Source organism: Dyadobacter sp. CY347 (assembly GCF_021502655.1).
Taxonomy (GTDB): domain Bacteria; phylum Bacteroidota; class Bacteroidia; order Cytophagales; family Spirosomataceae; genus Dyadobacter.
This window is the reverse complement of record NZ_JAKFFT010000002.1, coordinates 816,876-837,774: the sequence shown is the minus strand read 5'-3', so window position 1 is coordinate 837,774 and position 20,899 is coordinate 816,876. Positions and strand designations below refer to the sequence as shown.

At 39.6% G+C, this 20,899-nt stretch carries 17 protein-coding genes; 15 read left to right on the top strand and 2 right to left on the bottom strand.

Translation table 11 applies throughout. The features are described from left to right. The first annotated feature begins 12 nt into the window (after positions 1–12). From L0659_RS04265 to L0659_RS04205, 13 genes are all read left to right on the top strand, one after another. Positions 13–1,479 (top strand): lipopolysaccharide biosynthesis protein, encoded by a 1,467-nt coding sequence (locus tag L0659_RS04265; protein WP_235124413.1) that lies wholly within the window; start codon positions 13–15, stop codon positions 1,477–1,479. 12 nt (positions 1,480–1,491) lie between these two features. Continuing rightward, positions 1,492–2,499 carry a nitroreductase family protein gene (locus L0659_RS04260; protein WP_235124412.1) on the top strand — a complete coding sequence of 336 codons (1,008 nt, stop codon included), beginning with the start codon at positions 1,492–1,494 and terminating at the stop codon, positions 2,497–2,499. Then, on the top strand, positions 2,496–3,683 hold the full coding sequence (locus L0659_RS04255) for a polysaccharide pyruvyl transferase family protein (protein ID WP_235124411.1): 1,188 nt from the start codon (positions 2,496–2,498) through the stop codon (positions 3,681–3,683). The genes L0659_RS04260 and L0659_RS04255 overlap by 4 nt, the downstream gene beginning before the upstream one ends. Next, positions 3,650–4,834, top strand: a complete 1,185-nt coding sequence (locus tag L0659_RS04250; RefSeq protein WP_235124410.1) for a glycosyltransferase — start codon at positions 3,650–3,652, stop codon at positions 4,832–4,834. The genes L0659_RS04255 and L0659_RS04250 overlap by 34 nt, the downstream gene beginning before the upstream one ends. A 33-nt stretch (positions 4,835–4,867) precedes the next feature. Further along, positions 4,868–5,506, top strand: coding sequence for an acyltransferase (locus L0659_RS26365; RefSeq protein WP_304488758.1), 639 nt, complete (start codon positions 4,868–4,870; stop codon positions 5,504–5,506). 68 nt (positions 5,507–5,574) lie between these two features. Further along, complete coding sequence (locus L0659_RS04240; protein ID WP_235124408.1) at positions 5,575–6,768, top strand: hypothetical protein; 1,194 nt, start codon at positions 5,575–5,577, stop codon at positions 6,766–6,768. Next, complete coding sequence (locus tag L0659_RS04235) at positions 6,765–7,949, top strand: glycosyltransferase (protein WP_235124406.1); 1,185 nt, start codon at positions 6,765–6,767, stop codon at positions 7,947–7,949. Before L0659_RS04240 ends, L0659_RS04235 begins: the two co-directional genes overlap by 4 nt. 16 nt (positions 7,950–7,965) lie before the next feature. Next, a complete protein-coding gene (locus L0659_RS04230; RefSeq protein WP_235124405.1) occupies positions 7,966–9,168 on the top strand; it encodes a glycosyltransferase in 1,203 nt (400 codons plus the stop codon). Continuing rightward, positions 9,165–9,710, top strand: coding sequence for a WcaF family extracellular polysaccharide biosynthesis acetyltransferase (locus L0659_RS04225; protein ID WP_235124403.1), 546 nt, complete (start codon positions 9,165–9,167; stop codon positions 9,708–9,710). The genes L0659_RS04230 and L0659_RS04225 overlap by 4 nt, the downstream gene beginning before the upstream one ends. A gap of 18 nt (positions 9,711–9,728) precedes the next feature. Beyond that, a complete protein-coding gene (locus tag L0659_RS04220; RefSeq protein WP_235124401.1) occupies positions 9,729–10,703 on the top strand; it encodes an NAD(P)-dependent oxidoreductase in 975 nt (324 codons plus the stop codon). A 40-nt stretch (positions 10,704–10,743) separates the two neighbouring features. Then, entirely contained in the window at positions 10,744–12,012 is a 1,269-nt protein-coding gene (locus tag L0659_RS04215) for a WcaI family glycosyltransferase (RefSeq protein WP_235124400.1), read from the top strand. 28 nt (positions 12,013–12,040) lie between these two features. Next, complete coding sequence (locus L0659_RS04210) at positions 12,041–13,489, top strand: capsule assembly Wzi family protein (protein ID WP_235124399.1); 1,449 nt, start codon at positions 12,041–12,043, stop codon at positions 13,487–13,489. 239 nt (positions 13,490–13,728) lie between these two features. After that, positions 13,729–14,526 carry an SGNH/GDSL hydrolase family protein gene (locus L0659_RS04205; RefSeq protein WP_235124398.1) on the top strand — a complete coding sequence of 266 codons (798 nt, stop codon included), beginning with the start codon at positions 13,729–13,731 and terminating at the stop codon, positions 14,524–14,526. Between the two features lie 91 nt (positions 14,527–14,617). Here the strand turns inward: L0659_RS04205 and L0659_RS04200 are convergent, their stop codons facing one another. Together L0659_RS04200 and L0659_RS04195 are read right to left on the bottom strand one after the other, a co-directional pair. After that, on the bottom strand, positions 14,618–15,589 hold the full coding sequence (locus tag L0659_RS04200) for a hypothetical protein (protein ID WP_235124397.1): 972 nt from the start codon (positions 15,587–15,589) through the stop codon (positions 14,618–14,620). 4 nt (positions 15,590–15,593) lie between these two features. After that, complete coding sequence (locus tag L0659_RS04195) at positions 15,594–17,030, bottom strand: MBOAT family protein (RefSeq protein WP_235124396.1); 1,437 nt, start codon at positions 17,028–17,030, stop codon at positions 15,594–15,596. A gap of 628 nt (positions 17,031–17,658) precedes the next feature. Here L0659_RS04195 and L0659_RS04190 point away from each other — a divergent pair. Both L0659_RS04190 and L0659_RS04185 read left to right on the top strand, forming a co-directional pair. Beyond that, entirely contained in the window at positions 17,659–19,293 is a 1,635-nt protein-coding gene (locus tag L0659_RS04190; protein WP_235124395.1) for a DUF1800 family protein, read from the top strand. 11 nt (positions 19,294–19,304) lie between these two features. Beyond that, positions 19,305–20,825, top strand: coding sequence for a DUF1501 domain-containing protein (locus L0659_RS04185; RefSeq protein WP_235124394.1), 1,521 nt, complete (start codon positions 19,305–19,307; stop codon positions 20,823–20,825). Positions 20,826–20,899: the final 74 nt, after the last annotated feature.

The following is a 20,899-nucleotide window of genomic DNA, read 5'->3' as shown; positions in this document are numbered from 1 at the left end:
GCAGGATTAAGGATGAGCAACTCAAAAAGCCAAGTCATTAAGGGAGTATTCTGGAGTGGTTTACAGCTGGTAATTAATCAGTCACTAACATTCGCCATTAGGCTTGTGCTGGCCAAAATACTTTTTCCGGAGCAGTTCGGTGTCGTAGGAATGGCTACTGTTTTCACCGGTTTTGTCCAGGTTCTAAATGACATTGGTATTGGTGCAGCCCTAATACAACGGAAAGATCAAAACCTACGGAATGCCCATTTCCACACTGCATTTTGGACAGGAGTGTTATGGTCTACGTCACTATACCTGCTGATCAGTTTTGGGTTGTCCGATTTTGTAGCTTCATACTATAACGAACCAATCTTAAAGGATCTCATCCCTGTTCTTAGTCTTGGTATTCTTTCAAGCCCTATTAATTTAGTTCATAAAGCTCAGCTAACTAAGCAAATGAACTTTAAAAAGATGGCTTTTATAGATAATATAGCCAACGTCACTTCCGGAGTGATCTCGCTGATACTTGCTTTTGCAGGATTTGGCATCTGGTCGCTTGCATTTAATTCTGTGGCCTCCATTGTTATCGCAATGCCATTATATTTCTGGGCAACGAAGTGGACTCCCAAATTCATTTGGGAGACTTTGGCCTTTAGAGAGATTTTCGGATTCGGAATGCTCACAACTTTGACAAGCATTGTTAATTATATAATTGGCAATATCGACTATCTTATCATTGGTAAGTTACTAAATGCTACCTTATTAGGTTCCTACACATTGGCATTTGTATTAACTGATACTTTTCGAAATAGGTTGACAACAGTAATGAATACAGTACTTTATCCACTGTATGGAAAAAAACAAAACGACTCCTCTGCGGTAAAGCGATACTACTTAAAAGTGATTGAATACAATTGTATTATAATATATCCTATTATGCTATACTTTGTTGTATTCAGCGGACCATTTATTTACCAAGTATTTGGAAGTAAATGGGTTGACACCATCGACCCATTAAAAATACTTGCCGGTTCAGTTTTGTTTTCTATGATGGTAAATAGCAATACCGTGCTGATAAGAGGATTGGGCTTCGCTAAATTAGAACTACAATTGCAAATAGTAAAAGCATTGATCTTTTTACCGTCATTGGCTTTTGGAATCTACTACGGGGGAATTAATGGAGCAGCCTGGGCAGTTTTAGCAAATAAAGTGTTTGCCGTTTTATTAGCGCAGTACACCTTCAATAAGTTGCTAAGTCTGAAAATTTCCTCAATGGAATTTTGCAAAGCATTAGCGACACCCGTTCTTGCTACCCTTGGTTCCGCAGTGGTTGCTTATACCCTTTTATGGTATGACACAAATTATATCGTTGCAGCGGTCATTATAATACTAGTTTATGCAGCATTGATTTGGCTAAGGATGAAATCCGAAATTCTAGCTACTATTCGAGACTTCAGGAAAGCAAAAGAGCAGCCCGAACTGATAGTTGGGGCTTGACAAAATGAAATTATGATAAAAAAAGTCAAAAGTATAACAAAAGCACTTACTTCATTTGCAATGAGTAAGTCAACAAGCATTTGGCAGTTTAAGACTTTACACCAGTTACGATTTAAATTTGCTGCTTTAAAGCATGGAATTGAATTAAATACTAGTGGACAGTCGACACTTTTCAACCTAAGAAGAAACATTCACCGACTGGAAAAAGGTTTGTCTTACCCGGTTGCAAAAGAGGTGTTTGCCGAAGACTACATTGTAGAAACAATACAGTTTTTAAAATCAGCTATCTCGAAGGATGTAATTGATGACGATACCTTAAATTGGGCTATATCTGTCTTGAAGCTTTACTTCAAAACCGTCAAGCTAAGTGACAAATTAAAACTGATCAAAAACGATTTTGAGCAAATATCAAGTTCTTTTGACTACGTCAATTCAGTACCATACCATTCATCGACCCGCCCGCCAATAACTGTCAACTATGAAGATCTTCTCAGTCTTTCAGTCCGCAGAAGGAGTGTTCGGTACTTTCATCCGGAACCTGTTGATATCGAGTTAGTGCGGAAAGCTTACGAGATTGCTAAATACGCCCCTAGTGCATGTAATCGTCAGGCGTTCCAGTTTTTGTTCTATAATGAAAAAGCTATTGTTGATAAACTCGCTGCTATACCGGGTGGGGTGTCTGGATATTCTCTGCCGTCAATAATGGTCGTTCTAGGGCGGTATGACGGATATTTTGACGTGCGAGATATCAATGCTCCGGTCATTGATTCAAGCTTGAGTATTATGAGCTTTTTATATGCCGCGGAAACTCTTGGTATGGGGACAGTTTGCATTAACTGGCCAAACCTCCCTGACAGAGAGGCTCAGTTGAGGAAGGTTTTAAATATTGATAAAAGCGAGATAGTTGTTATGATGATTGGCTTGGGATATCCACTCGATGATGGTAAAATACCTTTTTCAGCTAAGCGTCCAAACAAATCTGCCTTACTTTTTAACGAACGTAAAAAATTATCTGAATGAACATTTTAATAACCGGAGCTAATTTCAGTAATAAAGGTGCTCAACTGATGCTTGAAAGTCTGGTCTTTTCGATCGGGAAGTTCATACCTAATGCAACCATAGTAGTAAGTCCGTTACTAGGAAATGATGATAAGCTGAAGAAGCTTGGAATAGAAAAGCTGAACTATCCATTATATCATTATGGTAATGGGAAGAATTTCGACTATTTGCTAAAATATCCATGGTTTTTTTCTCTGCTACTGAAACTGAAAGGAAAGGTTGCAAAAGGGACTATTGAATTGCGGGACATTGATGCTGTTTTTGACATCTCAGGATTTGCGTTCGGTGATAAGTGGGGTTCGTTGCCTTTGTACAATTTGGCAGTATTCGCACGTAAGATGAAAAGCCAAGGAACTAAGTTTATCCTGTTTCCCCAGGCCTTTGGGTCTTTCGAGAAAAGCGGAATGAAAGAGTCTATTACCAGAGTTGTTAGTGAGGTAGATTTGTTGATTGCACGAGACAGACAATCTTATACTTATATAACTGATACTATTAAAACCGAGCAAAGTAATATCAAGTTATATCAAGATATCACATTAACTTTTTACAAAAAGATAGCAATAGAAGATGGGCAAATCAACTTGCCTTTTGTTGCGATAGTGCCTAATGAGCGAATGCTTGATAAGGCATCCGCAAGTTGGACAAACAGCTACGTCGACACTATGGCTAATGCGATTGATTTTATATTAAAGAAGAGCGATCTGAACGTACTGTTGTTGATACATGCACAAGGTACTAGTGGTGATGCAAAGGTAGGCAAGGATATCGTTGCAAAATTAGATAGCTCGTTGAGCAAGCGGGTGACGTTTTTTGTAGAAGAGGATCCCGTTCGACTTAAATCAATAATTGCTAAGGCAGAATTTATGATCGGATCACGTTTTCATGCACTTGCATCAGCACTATCTTCAAATGTTCCTTCCATTGGTACTTCCTGGCTTCACAAGTATGAAATGTTGTTTGAAGACTATGGCTTAAAAGAATTTAGTTTTTTAGAGCCAAGTGATTTAATATTATCAAAAATTGAAGCATTGCTTGATCACGAAACAAACAATAAAATCAGGAAACAGCTCACAGAAATTAATTCAACGCTTGCTTCTTCCAGCGAACGTATGTGGCAAGAAATAAAAACGGTATTAAATCAATGATGTCCGATCCCAGGAGAAAAATTCTTTACGTCCACCATAGTGGAAATCTCGGAGGTGCCCCTAGGAGCTTATCCTTCTTGATTGACAAAGTGGATAAAGAGAAATATGATGTTTCGCTGCTATGTATTGCAAACGGACCAGGACTGGACGTTTTTAAAAAAATGCCCATTAACATTATTTTAAACGAGAAAATTTTCCCCTTTCACGGTTCTACAGTCAGTGGAATGACGCTTAAATTGTTTTTAAATAATTTTGTACGGATCCCGCAATCTTTTATCCAGACGATTAAGGTAATCAAAGAAGTTAACCCTAGCCTAATTCATCTGAACTCTTCCTCTCTTTTTATTGTGGCAATGGCTGCAAAATTCTTAAATATAAAAATAAAAACTGTTTGCCATATTAGGGAACCACTTCTAAAATATTCAATTTCCGCATTGCTGATTAAGTATTTTTGCTATTTTTTTGTCGACTATTTTATTGCGATTGACTCCTATTCAGGTGCTAGCATGAAAGTTAGAGACAACATGAAAGTCATTTATAATGCTGTCAATTTTGAACAGTATAACCCATTAATTAAGGCTAACTTGATAAGAGAGGAGTTAAATCTGCCTTATAACTCAGTCTTATTCTTATATCTCGCCCGATACAGTTCCAGCAATGGAACCAAATTACTGGTTAAAGCTGCAAAAAAGCTAACTGCAAAATATCCGAATTTTCATTTTGTATTGGCTGGTTTAAAAGATAACGCAAAAGACAGGTACACCCTTGATGTAGTTGAAAGTGTAAAAGATGATGGCCAGATACATTTATTACCATTTCGAAGTGATGTACCTCAGCTCATCGCGTCTAGTGACATAATGGTGGTGCCGTTTAAGGAGCCACACTTTGCCCGCTCCATTGTGGAAGCATGTGCCATTGCCAAGCCAAGCATTGGAGCGAACGTTGGAGGGGTGAATGAATTAATTATTGACAAGAAAACTGGCTTGCTGTATAATACGTTGGACGAACTTTGTATCTGTTGTGAAAAGCTTGGAACAGATGTAGAATTAAGGAAGGAAATGGGTAATGAGGCCAGAAAAATAGCTGTCGAAAGATTTGATAATGCGGTAAACTCAAGGAGAGTTTTTAATATCTATGATGAGCTAATCTAAGCGATATTCAATTCAATAACTTCCGATCAGGCAATGCAACTTTCAAGAGATCTGAAAAACAAAGTATTACAGCTCCTTTATTGTTGGAGATACCCTAGGGATATTGTCTATTCGTTGCTTAAAATAGGTTATTGGAGCTCTACGTGGCGCCTTTATGGAACCCCCGTTATTTTTGTTCACCCAAAGGCAAAGCTAAAAATTGGAAAAAACTGGATTGCATGCAGTGATCCAAAGTACAATTCTCTTGGTGTGAATCAGAAAGTCACAATTAAAGCAATCAAGCCGCTTGCTTGTATAAGTATTGGTGACGATGTCGGGATGTCGGGGGTCAGTATATCCTGCTTTGAACAAGTAACTATTGGAAGTAGAACACTGTTAGGAAGTGGGTGCGTCATAACCGACAATGACGCTCATTCTATACATCCTGATTTTAGGACAGACCCAAGATATGTGCCAAGTAAGCCAGTTCATATTGGTGAAAATGTGTTTATCGGTGCTCGTGCAATTATATTGAAAGGAGTGACGATAGGTGAAGGCGCAGTTGTTGGTGCCGGTGCGGTAGTAGTTCGGGACGTGCCTGCTATGGCCATTGTAGGCGGTAACCCCGCGAAAGTGATCGGAGATGTTCGAGATCCAAAGTTTAACCCTGAACCTCCGGCTGTTGTAGGCTGACTGCATTGCTATCTTTCCAAGCAATAATGCTTGGTATAATTAAGACTTCGATCCTAATCGTATATAATATGAAAAAGGCAATATCCAATATCATCATACTCCTAATTTACCTCACTCCATTTTTTGGAATTAATGAGGTGTGTACCTTTCTTTTGATAGAATCTCCTCTGCCTATTATTTATTATAAAGCTCCCAAAGAAGGCCTGCTTGTGATTTTGCTAATCCTGGCTTCCATTTATCATATAAAAAATGGGATTCCCCGCCATATCTTTTTTGTACTTCTTTGTCTATTGTCCTTTACCGTAATTGTTTTCATTTTCTCATCAGGAAACCTGTTTACAGCCGTGGCAGGTTTAAGATGGAGCTTACCTTTTTTCACGTCTCTTTTGTTAATAGGATTAATCGATCTAAATCTTTTAAGACGTCTGGCACTCGCTATGTCTATTTTTATATGCTTTAATTTCGTTACGCAAATTTACGAGATGTACAATATGCCTGCGATCCGAGGCTTCAACCAATTTGGGTTATCCGGTCGTGTTTCAGGTTTTTTCTCAAATGCTAGCATGGCGGGAGTTGTGGCATGTTTCACATTCTTCCTTGTTCGTTACTTTGCCGCATTCGGGTCTAAAGCTAAACTATTTATATATTTAATATGCATTGCCAGTGTGTTCCTCTCCATGTCTTCAACTGGAATTGCGGTTCTTATTTTACTGCTCGTTTCTCCCCTATTTTTGAAAAGTTCGCATAAACTGGTATGGATTCTGGGGACTATACCAGTTGGTTTAGCGTTATTTCTTAATCTCGATTTATTAAGCGGACGGCAGGAAGGTTCCTCGGATATCTCATTTTCTACCCGAATAGATATTTTCCTTCGCCAATTCACAAATGTTGAGCTGATATCATCAAGATTCGGAGAGGCTACAAACACTGCTGTTAACCTAAATAAGAACTTATTTTCTAACGGAGACGCTTACATTTCCGATTCGCTTTTTACAAGTATGCTGACAAACTACGGGCTGATATTTTTCATAGGCTTTCTGATCATTCTGTTTATGCTTGTTATGTATGTATTGAAAAAGGAGAAAGATGATTTGACTGTGTTTTTTGTCATGAGTTTGTTGTGTTCCATTCCCTTGATTATTGTTGAGATTTACCCTGTAAACTTAATTATATCGGTTATGATTGCTTACTATACTACTCCACAGCTTGTGAAAAAGAGACGGGTATTTTACCCAACAAGCCCAATAAATCAATATTCATGATTGTTCTAGTTGCACCATATACGGGATATAATAAATCTGGCGATGTTCATTTGGGCGCGTCGAAGAAAATTCGCTTTGTAATTTCCGTCTTGTCTAAACTTTCAAATGACATAATACTAATCAATTCCGCTCACAACGCTCTGGAAAAAAATGCGTTAGTAAAGCGAAAAATTGTAATTGACGGAGTATCACTTACTGAAATATTGCCCCCAACAATACAGCGCAGAGCGGTTGGAAAACTACTAAATCTAGTTAATATAAATGAAGTTGTAGAACAACTTGAAATTGAGGAGCAAACGGGAAAAGCACCTGAGTTATTTTGGTTCTATAATGCGTACGCATTCGAGATGTTGTTTGCAAATAAAGTCTCAAAAAAATACAAAGCCCCATTAATACTTGAATTCGAAGATTGGCATTTTTCTCGCAATCGTGGCGGTAGTCTTAAGCCGTGGATCGATTATCTTTTTTGGCGCATAAGTATCGGCAAGTTTGAAAAGGTTTATGCAATTAATGCTAACGTCAGGAACATTGTCAGACCGCTCTGCTCTAACGTATCACTGTTGCCAGGAGTCGTTCCAAAAAGCTTAGCCATTATCGCACAGAATAATGAGCCTTTTGCCAAGAGTGGAAGAGCTTTGAAGATTGGATACTTTGGAGGTTTGAGTAAAGAAAAAGGTGCGGATATTGTCCTGGCACTTCCTGATATGCTGTCGTCCAACTTTGTATTGCATGTAACTGGATCCGGGTCTCTGTCTACATTATTCACAGAACAAAGCCAAAAAACTCCTGACAAATTGGTTTATCATGGCATGGTTGACGATAAAGAATTAATGGAAATCATCGCTGACTGTGATATCATTCTGAACCCTCATACCCCCATTGCAGAGTTTAAGGATGGCCTGTTTCCGTTCAAAGTGATCGAGTCTATTGCTAGTGGGCGAATGCTCATATCTACTGAATTGTCTTTCACGGGTTTTGAAGAGTTGGCCAAGGGCACATTGTTTGTTGATCATTCAGTAACCGCATTTGCAAAAGCAATTACTGAAGCCAGATCCTGGTTTGAAAAGAATAAAACTGACATCGAGGAATCTTCATCGAAAGCAATCGCAATGTTCGGAGAAGAATCGATAGTTGGCTATTTAAAACAACTTATCGAAACCAGAACTGGGCATATTGCTTGATATAAATTGTGATTTGATGAAAATACTAAGAGTTATACCCAGTATGGATCCTTCTATTGGAGGCCCGTGCCAAGGAATCAGGAATTCGATTCCCGAGCTTACAAAGTTGGGTATTGAAAATGAGGTGGTTTGTATGGATGCTCAAGATGCCGATTTTTTAGGAATGGATTCATTCCCTATTAAGGCATTGGGCCCATCCAAAGGACCATGGGGTTATTGCGAAAAGCTCATTCCACATTTAGTATCAAATTTTCACCTTTACAACATTGTCATTATCCATGGTCTTTGGCAATATCATAGCTATGCCGTTAACAAAGCCGCCGCTATCTACAGGAAAAAATTTCCTGACAAGGCCACTCCTATTATTTATGTAATGCCACATGGCATGCTCGATCCATGGTTTCAAAAAGCCAAAGAACGGCGGATAAAAGCAATAAGAAACTATTTTTTCTGGAAGTTCTTTGAAAGCGATGTGGTCAATAATTCGGATGGCGTGTTATTTACCTGTTTGGAGGAATTACGACTTGCCAGGCTTCCATTCAGACCATATCGTCCAAAAAAAGAAATTAATGTTGGATACGGGATCATTGCTCCGCCAGCATACACAACCGATATGGACATCGCATTCCGGAGTGCTTGCCCTACTTTGGGGGACGATGCGTATTTGCTATTCCTAAGCAGGATCGACCAGAAAAAGGGTGTTGACTTACTTATCAAGGCCTACTTATTATTAAAACAAAAAGGAATATCATTACCAAAGCTGGTCATTGCGGGACCTGGAATGGAGACATCTTACGGAGATCAACTTCTAGTCCTGGCTTCAAATACCACTGATATACTATTTCCGGGAATGCTGCGTGGAAATGCCAAATGGGGAGCATTTTACGGTTGCGAAGCATTTATTCTGCCAAGTCATCAGGAAAATTTTGGAATTGCCGTGGTTGAAGCAATGGCTTGTGAGAAGCCTGTCCTCATTTCTGATCAAATTAATATCTGGCGTGAAATAGACGCTGGAAAAGGAGGAATGATTGAACCCGATAATGCATCCGGAGCCGCGAGTCTTATTATGCGTTGGGTTGCGCTATCGGGTGCTGAAAAGCAAATAATGGGTAAAAATGCTTCAAATACTTTTCAAGAACTTTTTACTACTGAAAAGGCTGCAAAACAAATGTTTCAGCAAATCCTGCAACCAGCTAAAACAACGAATAAGTTATCATGAGTTATCAGGATTTAAGCAAGTTTTCTGTCCCAGCCCATTTCCGTGGGAGATCTAAAATAGTTGTTCAGCTTTGGTGGATGATACAATCATCTGCCTTCTCCTGGTCTCCTCAGGTCTTATATGGGTGGAGAAGGTTTCTCCTAAGATGTTTTGGAGCCAAGATTGGCAAAAACGTCTTAATCAGATCAACAGTTAAAGTAACATATCCATGGAATCTGTCGGTAGGCGACAATACATGGATTGGTGATGATACTGTGCTTTACAATTTAGGTAAAATCAGTATAGGCCAAAATGTAGCGATCGCACATAAAGTGTATTTAAACACAGGAGGGCATGATTACAAAGTTGAGTCGTTTCCCATATTTAGTGAAGAAGTGATAATAGAGGACGAGTGCTGGATCACTAACGACGTATACGTTGCTCCCGGCGTTAGAATTGGTAGAGGCTGTGTGTTGGGAGCAAGAAGTACCGTATTGCAAAACATGCCATCGGGGAAAGTTTGTGTCGGTACACCGGCCAGACCTATTAAAGACAGGATTTAAAATATATCATTTGTATTTATGGCCAAATATCTGATTACCGGCGGGTCTGGTTTCATTGGGACTCATGTAGTTCAAGCTTTGATAGCAGCAAATAACGACGTTTTAAACCTTGATAGTTTCAGCCCAAAAAATCCCGCCCATATTGCCTTTTGGAAAAATGTGGACATTCGTGATAGATCGGCGCTTATAAATGCTATAACCAGCTTTCAACCGCAATATGTGATTCATTTAGCTGCCAGAACTGACCTTAATGGTGAGACTTTGAGCGACTATAAAGCAAACTCAGACGGTGTAACAAATTTACTAGACGCACTGGATCAAGTTGCTGATTTGCAAAGGGTAATATTTGCGTCTTCCATGTATGTATGTAAACCAGGTTACAGCCCTCAAAATGATTCCGATTATTTGCCACATACTGTCTATGGCGAGAGCAAAGTTTTAACGGAGAAAATTATAAAGGCTAGAAATCCTGCCTATACTTGGTTAATTATACGGCCAACATCCATCTGGGGGCCTTATTTTGGAGAGCCGTATAACCTATTTTTTAAAATAGTTCTATCTCGAAAATACTTCCACCTTGGCGCTAAGGCATGCAAGAAGACTTATGGTTTTGTGACAAACGCTGTATTCCAAATTACAACATTAGTCTATGCTCCTAGCGACGCAGTAAACTCAAAGGTGTTTTATATTGGCGATTATGAGCCTTATGACATTACCCAATGGGCTGATGAAATAGCTGGTATAGCAAACATAAAAATCAGGACCGTACCTTTTTTCCTATTCAGGTCAGCAGCAATATTTGGAGACATATTGAAAGCCATTGGTATTAAATTTCCTATGACCTCCTTCAGGCTACGAAATATGACAACGGACAATATACATGATTTAAGACCTATACAACTATTAGCCCCAGTACTTCCTGTAAGGCGCGTAGATGGTAGCAAAGAAACGATTGAGTGGCTGAACAAGGAAGAAAGAGGGATATCTGCCTGACGTATTTACGATGGTAATGCAACTAAACTGAAATTGAATAATGCGAATTTTAATATACGGCATTAACTACGCTCCGGAGTTAACAGGAATCGGTAAATATACTGGTGAGATGGCGTCATGGCTGGCTGATAAAAAGCATAACATTTCAGTCATTACAGCTGTGCCTTACTATCCTGAATGGGATATTCACGATAATTATAAAAATACTTTTTGGAAGAAAGAAACAATTAAAGGCGTAGAGGTCTATCGCTGTCCACTTTATGTACCTAAAAAGATTACGTCCATAACCAGGATTATTCATGAATTTTCCTTCTTGATCAGCAGCTTACCGATATGGCTTAAACTCCTATTTGCGAAAAAATATGACATTGTCATTTGTGTTTCTCCCCCATTCCATCTGGGTTTTATGGCTTTGATCTATTCAAAACTTAAAAATTCAGAACTAGTTATTCATGTTCAGGATTTACAGATAGATGCAGCGAAGGAGCTTGGAATGATTCGAAATCCATGGCTTTTAAAAGTTATGTTCCAACTTGAATCGTTTCTTTTAAAAAGCTGTTCCGCCATATCAACCATTAGCCCCGGAATGCAGAGGAAGATTTTATTAAAGGGATTCCCGTCTTCAAAAATAATGCTTTTCGCGAACTGGGTCGATGAGAAAGTAGTACATCCGGTTTCAAAGGAGAATTCACTTCGCAAACAATTTGGGATCGAATTGGACGATAAAGTGATTCTTTATTCAGGAAATTTGGGAGAAAAACAGGGGTTGGAACTTATTATAGAGACGGCGGCCCTATATAAAACCAGGAGCGACATCAAGTTCTTGATAGTGGGTTCAGGTGGAGGAAAATTAAAACTTGAAACAATGGTTGCGGAGTTGAATGTAACCAATGTAAGTTTTCTTCCACTGCAGCCAATTGAACAACTGTCTGCGCTTCTCGCTACAGCAGACCTTCATCTTGTATTACAAAAGAAGTCTGCCTCAGACCTAGTAATGCCAAGCAAGCTAACGGGGATTCTTGCAGCAGGTGGGTGCGCTATTGTCACAGCATTTCCAAATACGTCACTTTATGATACGGTAAAACGTAACAATCTGGGAATATTGATAGAACCTGAGTCTGTAGCCGCTTTAAAAAATGGAATTGACCTGGCTTTGACGTCAGATCTTACCATATACAGGACCAACGCGCGGAGATATGCAGAGGACGTTCTAACGAAAGATAAAATTCTTCAATCTTTCGAGGATAAATTGATTCACCTTATACAAACATCACATGTATTATCCCAAGTTCAGACGGAGAGAGCATAATATAAAATCTCTTCTAACTCTTGCAATTATGATGTCGACGTTTGGATTTTTGCATGGACAGGCAGAGTTAACGTCGGTTGATTCAACCAGGAAAAACATTCAATACAGTTTAAGAGGAGGTGTTACAGTTGCAACTGCCACACAGACCCCATTTTGGCTGCGTTCGAACCAATTTGGAGTAGTGCCGGAAAAAAATCCCAACATATTTCTCTCTGGTAGCATTATGTCCGATTATACCAAAAAAAATTGGGATTGGGGTTATGGAATTGAAACGTGGATAAATCTTGGTGCAAGTTCAAGTGTAATTGTTCCGCAAGCATATATAAAGGCGAAATACAAACGTTTTGAAATTCTCGGTGGAAGGCAAAAACAAATTATTGGAATTGTTGGCGACTCATCGTTGACCAGCGGGTCGTACATTCAGTCAGGGAATAGTATACCTATTCCTATGATCCAAATTGGTTTCACTAACTATGTTCCTTTACTTAAAGGATTGGTTGCCTTTAAGGGCTTTATCAATCACGGATGGTTTGATGCCAATGCAGTTGTGCGAAATCATTACTCGCATCAGAAAGCGTTTTATTTAAGGTTCGGAAAAGATAAATGGCCAGTGGCAATTTCCGGTGGATTCAATCATAATGTGCAATGGGGCGGTACTGTGATAACATCTAACCGATGGACTGTTGGCAAAAAAAATCCCCAGGACTGGATTGACTATTGGTATGTATTTACCGGCAAAAGCATTCCTACCTTTGGCTACGTTGATCCCACAAAATATGACTTAATAGACAGGGGTAACCGGGTAGGTAATCATCTTGGTTCTATTGATGTTGCCCTGGAAATCCGGTCGGCAGATTGGAATCTGATGTTTTACCGACAATCGTTTTATGATGATGGCTCTTTGTATCAAAAAGCGAACATCCGCGATGGCCTGAATGGTGTCACCCTCAAGCTTCGTAAACCAAGTTCGTCAAAGATTTATCTTAGGTCTCTTCTTTTCGAATATTTATATACTGTAAGCCAGGGTGGCAACAGCTTCGATCTGGACGGTGGGCCAAGAGGAAGAGATAATTATTTTAACCACACTCAGTTCGAAGGATGGGTCTATCAGGAAAATACAATCGGCACTCCCTTTATCACTCCAAAGATTGCTACACGACAAGATCTGCCACAACCATCAGTATATTTCTTTTCTAACAATAATAGGGTAAAAGTCTTTCATGCAGGTATTGCTGGCCAGGTCAACCAAGTGAGTGTCGTTGCGAAAGTGTCATACTCTAAGAATCTGGGAATCTATGATCGCCCTTTTCCGGAAGGTATAAATCAAACTTCTGCCATGCTTGATCTAAATTTCCCTCTTCGATTAGGTACAATGCGAAATCTCAATGGAAAGATTGTGCTTGCATCAGACATTGGTAAATTATACAAAAACTCTACCGGCGTAAGTATTAGCGTTATTAAAAGGGGATTTCTTTGATATCACTATCATTTGCAAATAATAATGCCTATGAAAAAGAACATACTACACAGATCCAGCTATACTAAGCAAAATTGAAAGAAGAAGCTTCCTTCAGCTTGCCGGATTCTCGGCGCTAAGTTCGTTTTTTCTGGTGAGCTGTGGAGGTGATGATCCAGGACCTGCCCCAAGTCCGGAACCGGAACCAGAACTTGATAAAACACTTGCATTCTTCGGTGACAGTTTGACTGTTGGTGCTGGTGGATCAGCCTCTCGGAACAGCTGTTGGGAAAAGTCTCGATAACCGTCCCGTCTTTATAGATGCAATTGGAGGTCAAAACAGCGCTCAAATAGCTGCTCGGCAAGGCGGGCTGCCCTTGAAAATTTCTGTTGAAGGAAATGCATTCAGGGGAGCTGAGACCATTCCTATAACCAAAATATCAAATGAATTCCTTTCCACAGCAGCAACGGTAAATCAGTTAACCAGGAAGGTGACTGTTGCTGGCGTCAAATGCACCATTATCCGAGATCATAAGGGTAATCCAACTGTGGAGACTTACAGAATAAGGCCTGATGTTGCCAGTACAGCAGCGGTACCAGAGGACTCGTTGGTAATCCTTGAAAATGCTGAAAAGGCAAAAACTGCTACTCAGATTCTATGGTATGGTCGCAACGACGTTGCCGGTGCAACAGCGATTTCGGACATCCTGGCAAATATCGAACATAGTGTTGTTTACATCGCCGAGCCTAAAAGGATTATTATTCTAGGCGTATTGGCTGGCCTTTTAGAAACTATGACCACTGATCGTTATAAATGGATTTCGGAGCTAAACTCGCAGTTAGAGGCAAAATATGGCAATCGGTATGTGCCAATGTTACCACCAACTATTACCGAAATGACGGCCGTTAACTACACTCCAACGGATCAGGATAAAGTTGAGATCGAAAACGGAGTTTTTCCGATGGGATTACGTGCAGATCGCACTCACTTGAATAACAATGGCTATCAAATAGTTGCCAATCGGGTTATATCCAAGATGAAAGAACTTAAGTTTTAAACCGCAAGCGAATTAGGGACATCTATGTAAAGCATACACAAATCGGGTGCGATTCGCTTGGATAGACCAGATACAACGATTTCCTATTCAATTATTTCATAGAATAGGGAATCGCTATTGTTGTACCTACTTTACCGTTAATATATGGAGCAATGTCCTCGATTAATAATGAGGTTCTAAGGTCAACTCCTGCTTTGGTCAGATGGTAGTTTGTATTATAAAAAAGAGAGTCAGGGAACTTGTACCTTATAGGCTCAGCAGCTAACGGAAGATCAGAAGCTTGTACCTTCGCAAATATTTGGTTTATCAGTTTTTCTTGATTTTCATAGGAGCTACCCTGGTATACCGGAGGCAGAACAATCATCGTAGCATTCCTGGCAGCAATGAATTTCAAACATTCTTTTAGAAACAAAATAGATTCATCTCTTGCTTTATCATCTGGTGAATTTTTTTTTGCCACTGCAACCTGCTGTCGAGGTAGGGACCAGTGAATATAGGCATCACCCCTGGAATTAAACGATTTTCTGTCATAAACACCAACTTTCCTAGTATTGAATTTGGTTGTACTTTGATATGATAGCTTCGTTGCGGCATATGTAGGAATCAGTTTAGCTAAGTGATACCATTGCTTCTTATCAATAAGCTTTCGCCCTTCTGGATATACGTCAAATAATATTGAAACAAGTTCCAGACTCCCGTAAAAAGAGTCACTATAATACTGACTATATTCTGGTACAATAACAACAATATCCCCTTGTCTAATATATTGTTTTATATCGCTGAAATAGAATTTTAGACCGATCCCCGCATGGATTGCAGAATTGATTACCGGTAAATGAAATGCGTCTTCTATTTTCGCACTTTCAAGTCCAAAGCTTAAATTAGATCCACCAACTAATATTATTTTGGGAGATTTAGTTTCGCTCAAAAGTTTATGTTTGTCAACAATTGCAGCTAACATATTATCCTCGATTCCTTCTTTATGAATCCAGAATAATGAGGTAAAAATGGCTAAAAAAGTTATCAGCATAAACACGGTAATGTTTAAAATAAATCTTTTCATTTTTCTAGAATTGAAAGTATATGAATTCTTGATTCTGTTTGAAATTAGCCAGGCATACCATAAAAATAGCAAGATAGCAAGCCCATCTAACCACAGAAAATTTTACTTTCTGAAGCTGTAAAGCATGGTCGTTATGTCTACCAAACCACTCTACGGCTATCATAATGGTTACAAGTAACATCGTAGTATGGTACTTTGTATGCAAGGGCATACTGAGCAGGGATTTGTTTAAAATGCCAGCAATGTATACAAATGCTTTTTCAATACTTTCAGATCGGAAGAAAATCCATCCAATAACAACTAATACAAACGTTGTTATCATTTGAATTAACTCATAAATAGATGGAATTATCTTGCCTTGTGCAACAGTGTTAGTATTCCTTCTATTTTTTCCAAGGAGTAACAACGGTACGAAAAGCAGGCCATGATAGACACCCCAAACTATAAAGGTCCAGTTAGCTCCGTGCCAAAAGCCACTGACCGCGAAAATTATCAGAGTGTTGCGTAGGCTTTTATACTTGCCACCTCTACTTCCACCTAAAGGGAAGTAGAGATAGTCTTTGAACCAAGATGATAAAGAAATATGCCATCTGCGCCAGAATTCCGCAATGTCTCTTGAAAAGTATGGGAATGCAAAATTCTTGAGTAATTCAAAGCCGAATAGTCTTGCTGTTCCTAATGCAATATCTGAGTATCCCGAAAAGTCACCGTAAATTTGAAATGCAAAGAATATTGCGCCTACCAAGAGCGTACTTGCTGAATGAGAACTCGGGTCTTCAAACGTGAGATTGGCATATTGGGCACAGTTATCCGCAATCACAATTTTCTTAAAAAATCCCCACAACATCTGTCGTAGACCATCGGTGGCAGTGGAATATTTGAAAATACGTGGCCTTTCGATTTGTGGAAGTAAGTGAGTTGCTCTTTCAATGGGGCCGGCAACAAGCAATGGAAAAAAACTTACAAAAAGTGAATATTCAACAATGTTAGTAGATGGAACAATTCTCCTATTATAAATATCAAATACGTAAGAAAGTCCGTGAAATGTATAAAATGAAATGCCAATTGGAAGAATCACATTCAGTGTAGGGATATTTGCCTCAAATCCAGCAGTGCTTAGAAGGCTTGCAAATGAGTCGACGAAAAAGTTGTAATACTTAAACCACCCTAAAAATCCCAGGTTAATTCCGACACTAAGAAATAACCATGTTTTTCTAGAAGTGTCAGATTTCGCATTGTGAATTTTCAGCCCTGAGAAGTAATCTAGTGCAGTTGAAAACGCCAGAAGGCCTAAAAACCGCCAATCCCAAGAGCCATAGAAATAGTAACTGCTCAGTAGTAGGATAATATTTTGGGCCCGATGATTTCTTGGCGTCAAAAACCAATATACTGCAAAAATTATAGGAAGGAAAATGGCAAAACTGATAGAGTTAAATAGCATAGAGGAGTTGAGACATTATTAGGTTTCAGCGATGCTATAAAGATAAGATTCTGTTGCGACAATCGACATTTAGTTCTTACTGATTTTATATGAATCATATTATTTTGTTTGTCTTCGTAGTCCCGATAGGCTGTAATTTTATCAGCTCACTGAATAGTGTTACTCTCCGGTATCAAATAGCTGAATGTATCTGGCAAATAAAACGATTGCTGGCGATGGCTATATTTTTGATTTCAGCTATCCTAATGGACTTTATTCCAACTTTTTGCTAGACGTTATAAATTCTTCGGAGTTCTACCTCAGGAGCAGCATTAGATTAAGTCGTTCAGAAAAGCGAAAGATTCCTCTTGATGGATCAAAGCCCGCATAATAAATCCGATCTCCAAGACAAATAACGCGTCAATAGAACCTAGAATCATCGTATTTGCATGTCATTGATCATGTCTGCAAGACTGTTTTTAACGTCGTTACCATCTTCATAAATGGCTCTGCAAAACTTTTGCAAGCTTATCTTCAATTCGAACAAAAGTATTACGAACTTTTATTAACTTTGTAGAGTTAATTCTATCAATGATTCGAATAAATGTTGAGAATTGTATCTCACTACAAAAAGCAAATCAAATAAACTATGCCGTTTCTGGACGTATATACTGATCCGCTTACACCAAATACCGCAGCTCATTTATTGAGAAGAGTGACCTTTGGACCTACAAATTCCGAAGTAGCTGAGTTTACAGGGCTTACAGCTACGGAGGCTGTTGACAAATTAATCAGCAACTCAACATATGCCGCATCTCCGCCGCCGCCGGTTGAAATGGACGAAACGAGAGCAAATGCTGGTCAGCAATTTCTATCAAATCCTTATGATGCAACCCGGACATATGATTATAGTATGTACATCAAATACTGGTGGATTGGATTAATGTGCAAGCAGGACGGGAAGCCGTCCGTTTTGGAAAAATTGACGGCCTTTTGGCAGAATCATTTTGTGGTGGCACATACCAGTGTGGGTGATTACCGACTAGTAAATAGATATATCCGGTTTCTAAGGGCAAATGCGCTTGGGAATTTTAAAACCCTTGCGGTCGGTATCACGAAAGACCCTGGAATGTTAATATTTCAAAATGGAAGTGAAAATACTAAGGCGCATCCAAACGAAAACTATGGGCGTGAATTACAGGAGCTTTTCACAGTGGGACAAAAGGACTTTCAGGGAAACGATAATTATACAGAACAAGATGTAAAAGCAGCCGCCAGGGTGCTGTCGGGATGGCAAGTTCCTAACTATAAGAAGGCCGGCACAGTGAGTGTAGATCCAACTTTTAATTTGACACGACACGACACTTCGGACAAGGTGTTTTCATCCAAATACAATGATACGGTTATAAGAGGCAGAAATGATAACACTGCAGGAGATACAGAAGTAAATGAGCTTATTGACATGTTGCTCCATCATCCGGAAATGCCGAAACATATTTGTAGAAAGCTCTACAGGTGGTACGTAAATCCGAATGTCACCCCAGAAATTGAAAGCCAGGTCATTGTTCCTTTGGCGACCTTTTTTGCCAGTTCCCAAAACAATTTCGCAATAACTCCTGTCCTTCGAAAGTTGCTGACAAGTCAGATTTTCTTTGCAACTAACAACATAGGGGCAATTCTTAAATCTCCCGCAGAGTTTATGATCGGCACACTCAGGATGATCAATCAGCCTATTCCAAATATTACAACTGAGTATGCAGCATTTTTTAAAGTCATGAACTATCTGTATTGGAACATGACAACAATGCAACTCAGCTTCCTGGACCAGCCATTAGTTTTCGGCTCCGTCCCCTATTATCAAACCGGCTTTTCAAAAAATTGGATAAATGGAACGACGCTGGGATTAAGAGGGCAGCATTCTGATGGATTCGTTGTCCCGTGGATGGAAATCAAGCCCGGACAAATGTTGGGCATTAATTTTATTCAACGCTTGACTGCTCTTCAACCAAATTTTTCTGACGTCACTGGTACTCCTCCTATTTCCATTGATGTGGTCTTCAAAGATTTCTCCAAAAATCTTTTTGCAATTGAGTTAAGCCAAAGTCAACAAAACTTTTTAATAGATACAATTATGATGAGAGGCATTCCCCGAACCTCATGGGATAGGGAATGGAATGCGTATCGTACTACGCCTACCGACACTTCGAAAAGAAACACGGTCGTATCAAGATGCCAATGGCTGGTTAAACATATGTTCAGGATGGCTGAATACCAAGTTTTTTAATTCAACGAACCATGAAAAGAAGACAGTTTCTAACAACCGCATCAGCGTCCTTGCTCCCTATTGCACTGAATGGATTTAGCCTGAGATCAGTCAGCAAAAATTCGGGGTTGATTCAATCAATACTAAAAACAAATGCTATTGCAGACGATAAGGTTCTGGTAATAATATATTTGAATGGTGGTAATGATGGGTTAAATACAGTCATTCCAATAGAGCATTATTCTAATTATTACTCACTACGCAGTAATATTGCTATCCCAGAAAGTAACGTTTTGCGTCTTCAGGGTAATTTAGAGACCGGCTTACACCCTGCTATGACTGGAATGCGAAAAATGTACGACGAAGGTAAGCTAGCGATTGTACATTCCGTCTCCTACCCTAACCCAAATCAATCCCATAACAGGTCGGCAGATATTTACATGACGGGTGTAGAATCGAATCAATTTGCCACTTCCGGGTGGGCAGGCAGGTTTCTCGAGAAAAACTATCCCGGCTATCCGCAAGGATACCCAAACTCGAACATGGAGGATCCCTTAGCACTCCAGATCGGGTATGTTGCAACCACAACATTACTTGGATCCCAGCAGTCGACGGCGATTAACATAAAAACTCCTGGTAACTTCTATCAAATCGTCGGCTCCCCAACACAGCAGTCAAGTGATTTACCTTGCTGTGATCCTGGCGATCTGATAGCATATGTACGCGAACAACAATTACTGTCCGTTGGGTACGCATCGGAAATCAAAGCTGCTTCCGATGCTGGGACTAATCTCGCTGCTTATCCTCCAGCAGCTGAGGCGAACGATCTCGCGGAGCAACTCAAAATTGTAGCCAAACTAATACACGGAGGGCTTCGAACAAAAGTTTACTATGTCGAACTGGAGGGGTTTGACACGCATTCGGGTCAGGTAGGTACAACGTCAGTTGAAGGCACTCATGCTAGGTTATTGAAAAAACTATCTGATGCCGTTGCCGCATTTCAAAACGATTTGAAATTGCAAGGAACAGAGAACAAGGTGATTGGCCTCACGTTTTCCGACTTTGGGCGGAGAGCCACTTCAAATGCGTCAAAAGGCACTGATCACGGCATTGCCGCGCCAATGTTTGTTTTTGGGACCGGTATCAAACGTCAAATTATTGGAACAAATCCTGATCTGGTGAATGGTCTTTTACCTGAACAGCCTGGTCCATCAGAAATTAATCGCGATATTAAAATGCAAATTGATTTCCGGCGGGTTTATTCAGATATTTTAAATGACTGGTTTGGAAATGCAAGTTCATCAACCGAACAAGTCCTTTACAGGAATTTTAACACAACTTCCTTATTTTCCGATTTAGTACAATCTATTTCCTCGGGATCCTGGATTAATCCTTCGACTTGGTCGAACGGACGCGTCCCTGCTGCTGCCGATGCAATTAGAATAAACCGCGGCCACATTGTCGAAGTTGGACACAATATAATAGCTAAAAAAATTCATGTTGAAGGTGAACTGAAGTTTTTGGGTAACTACTCAGTGAAAACAACGAGCTAACAGTGCAGGAGAACCTTTTCCGACAGAACGCCAATATAAGCTAAGACTGGAGCGTTGCTTAGTTAAGGTCAAAG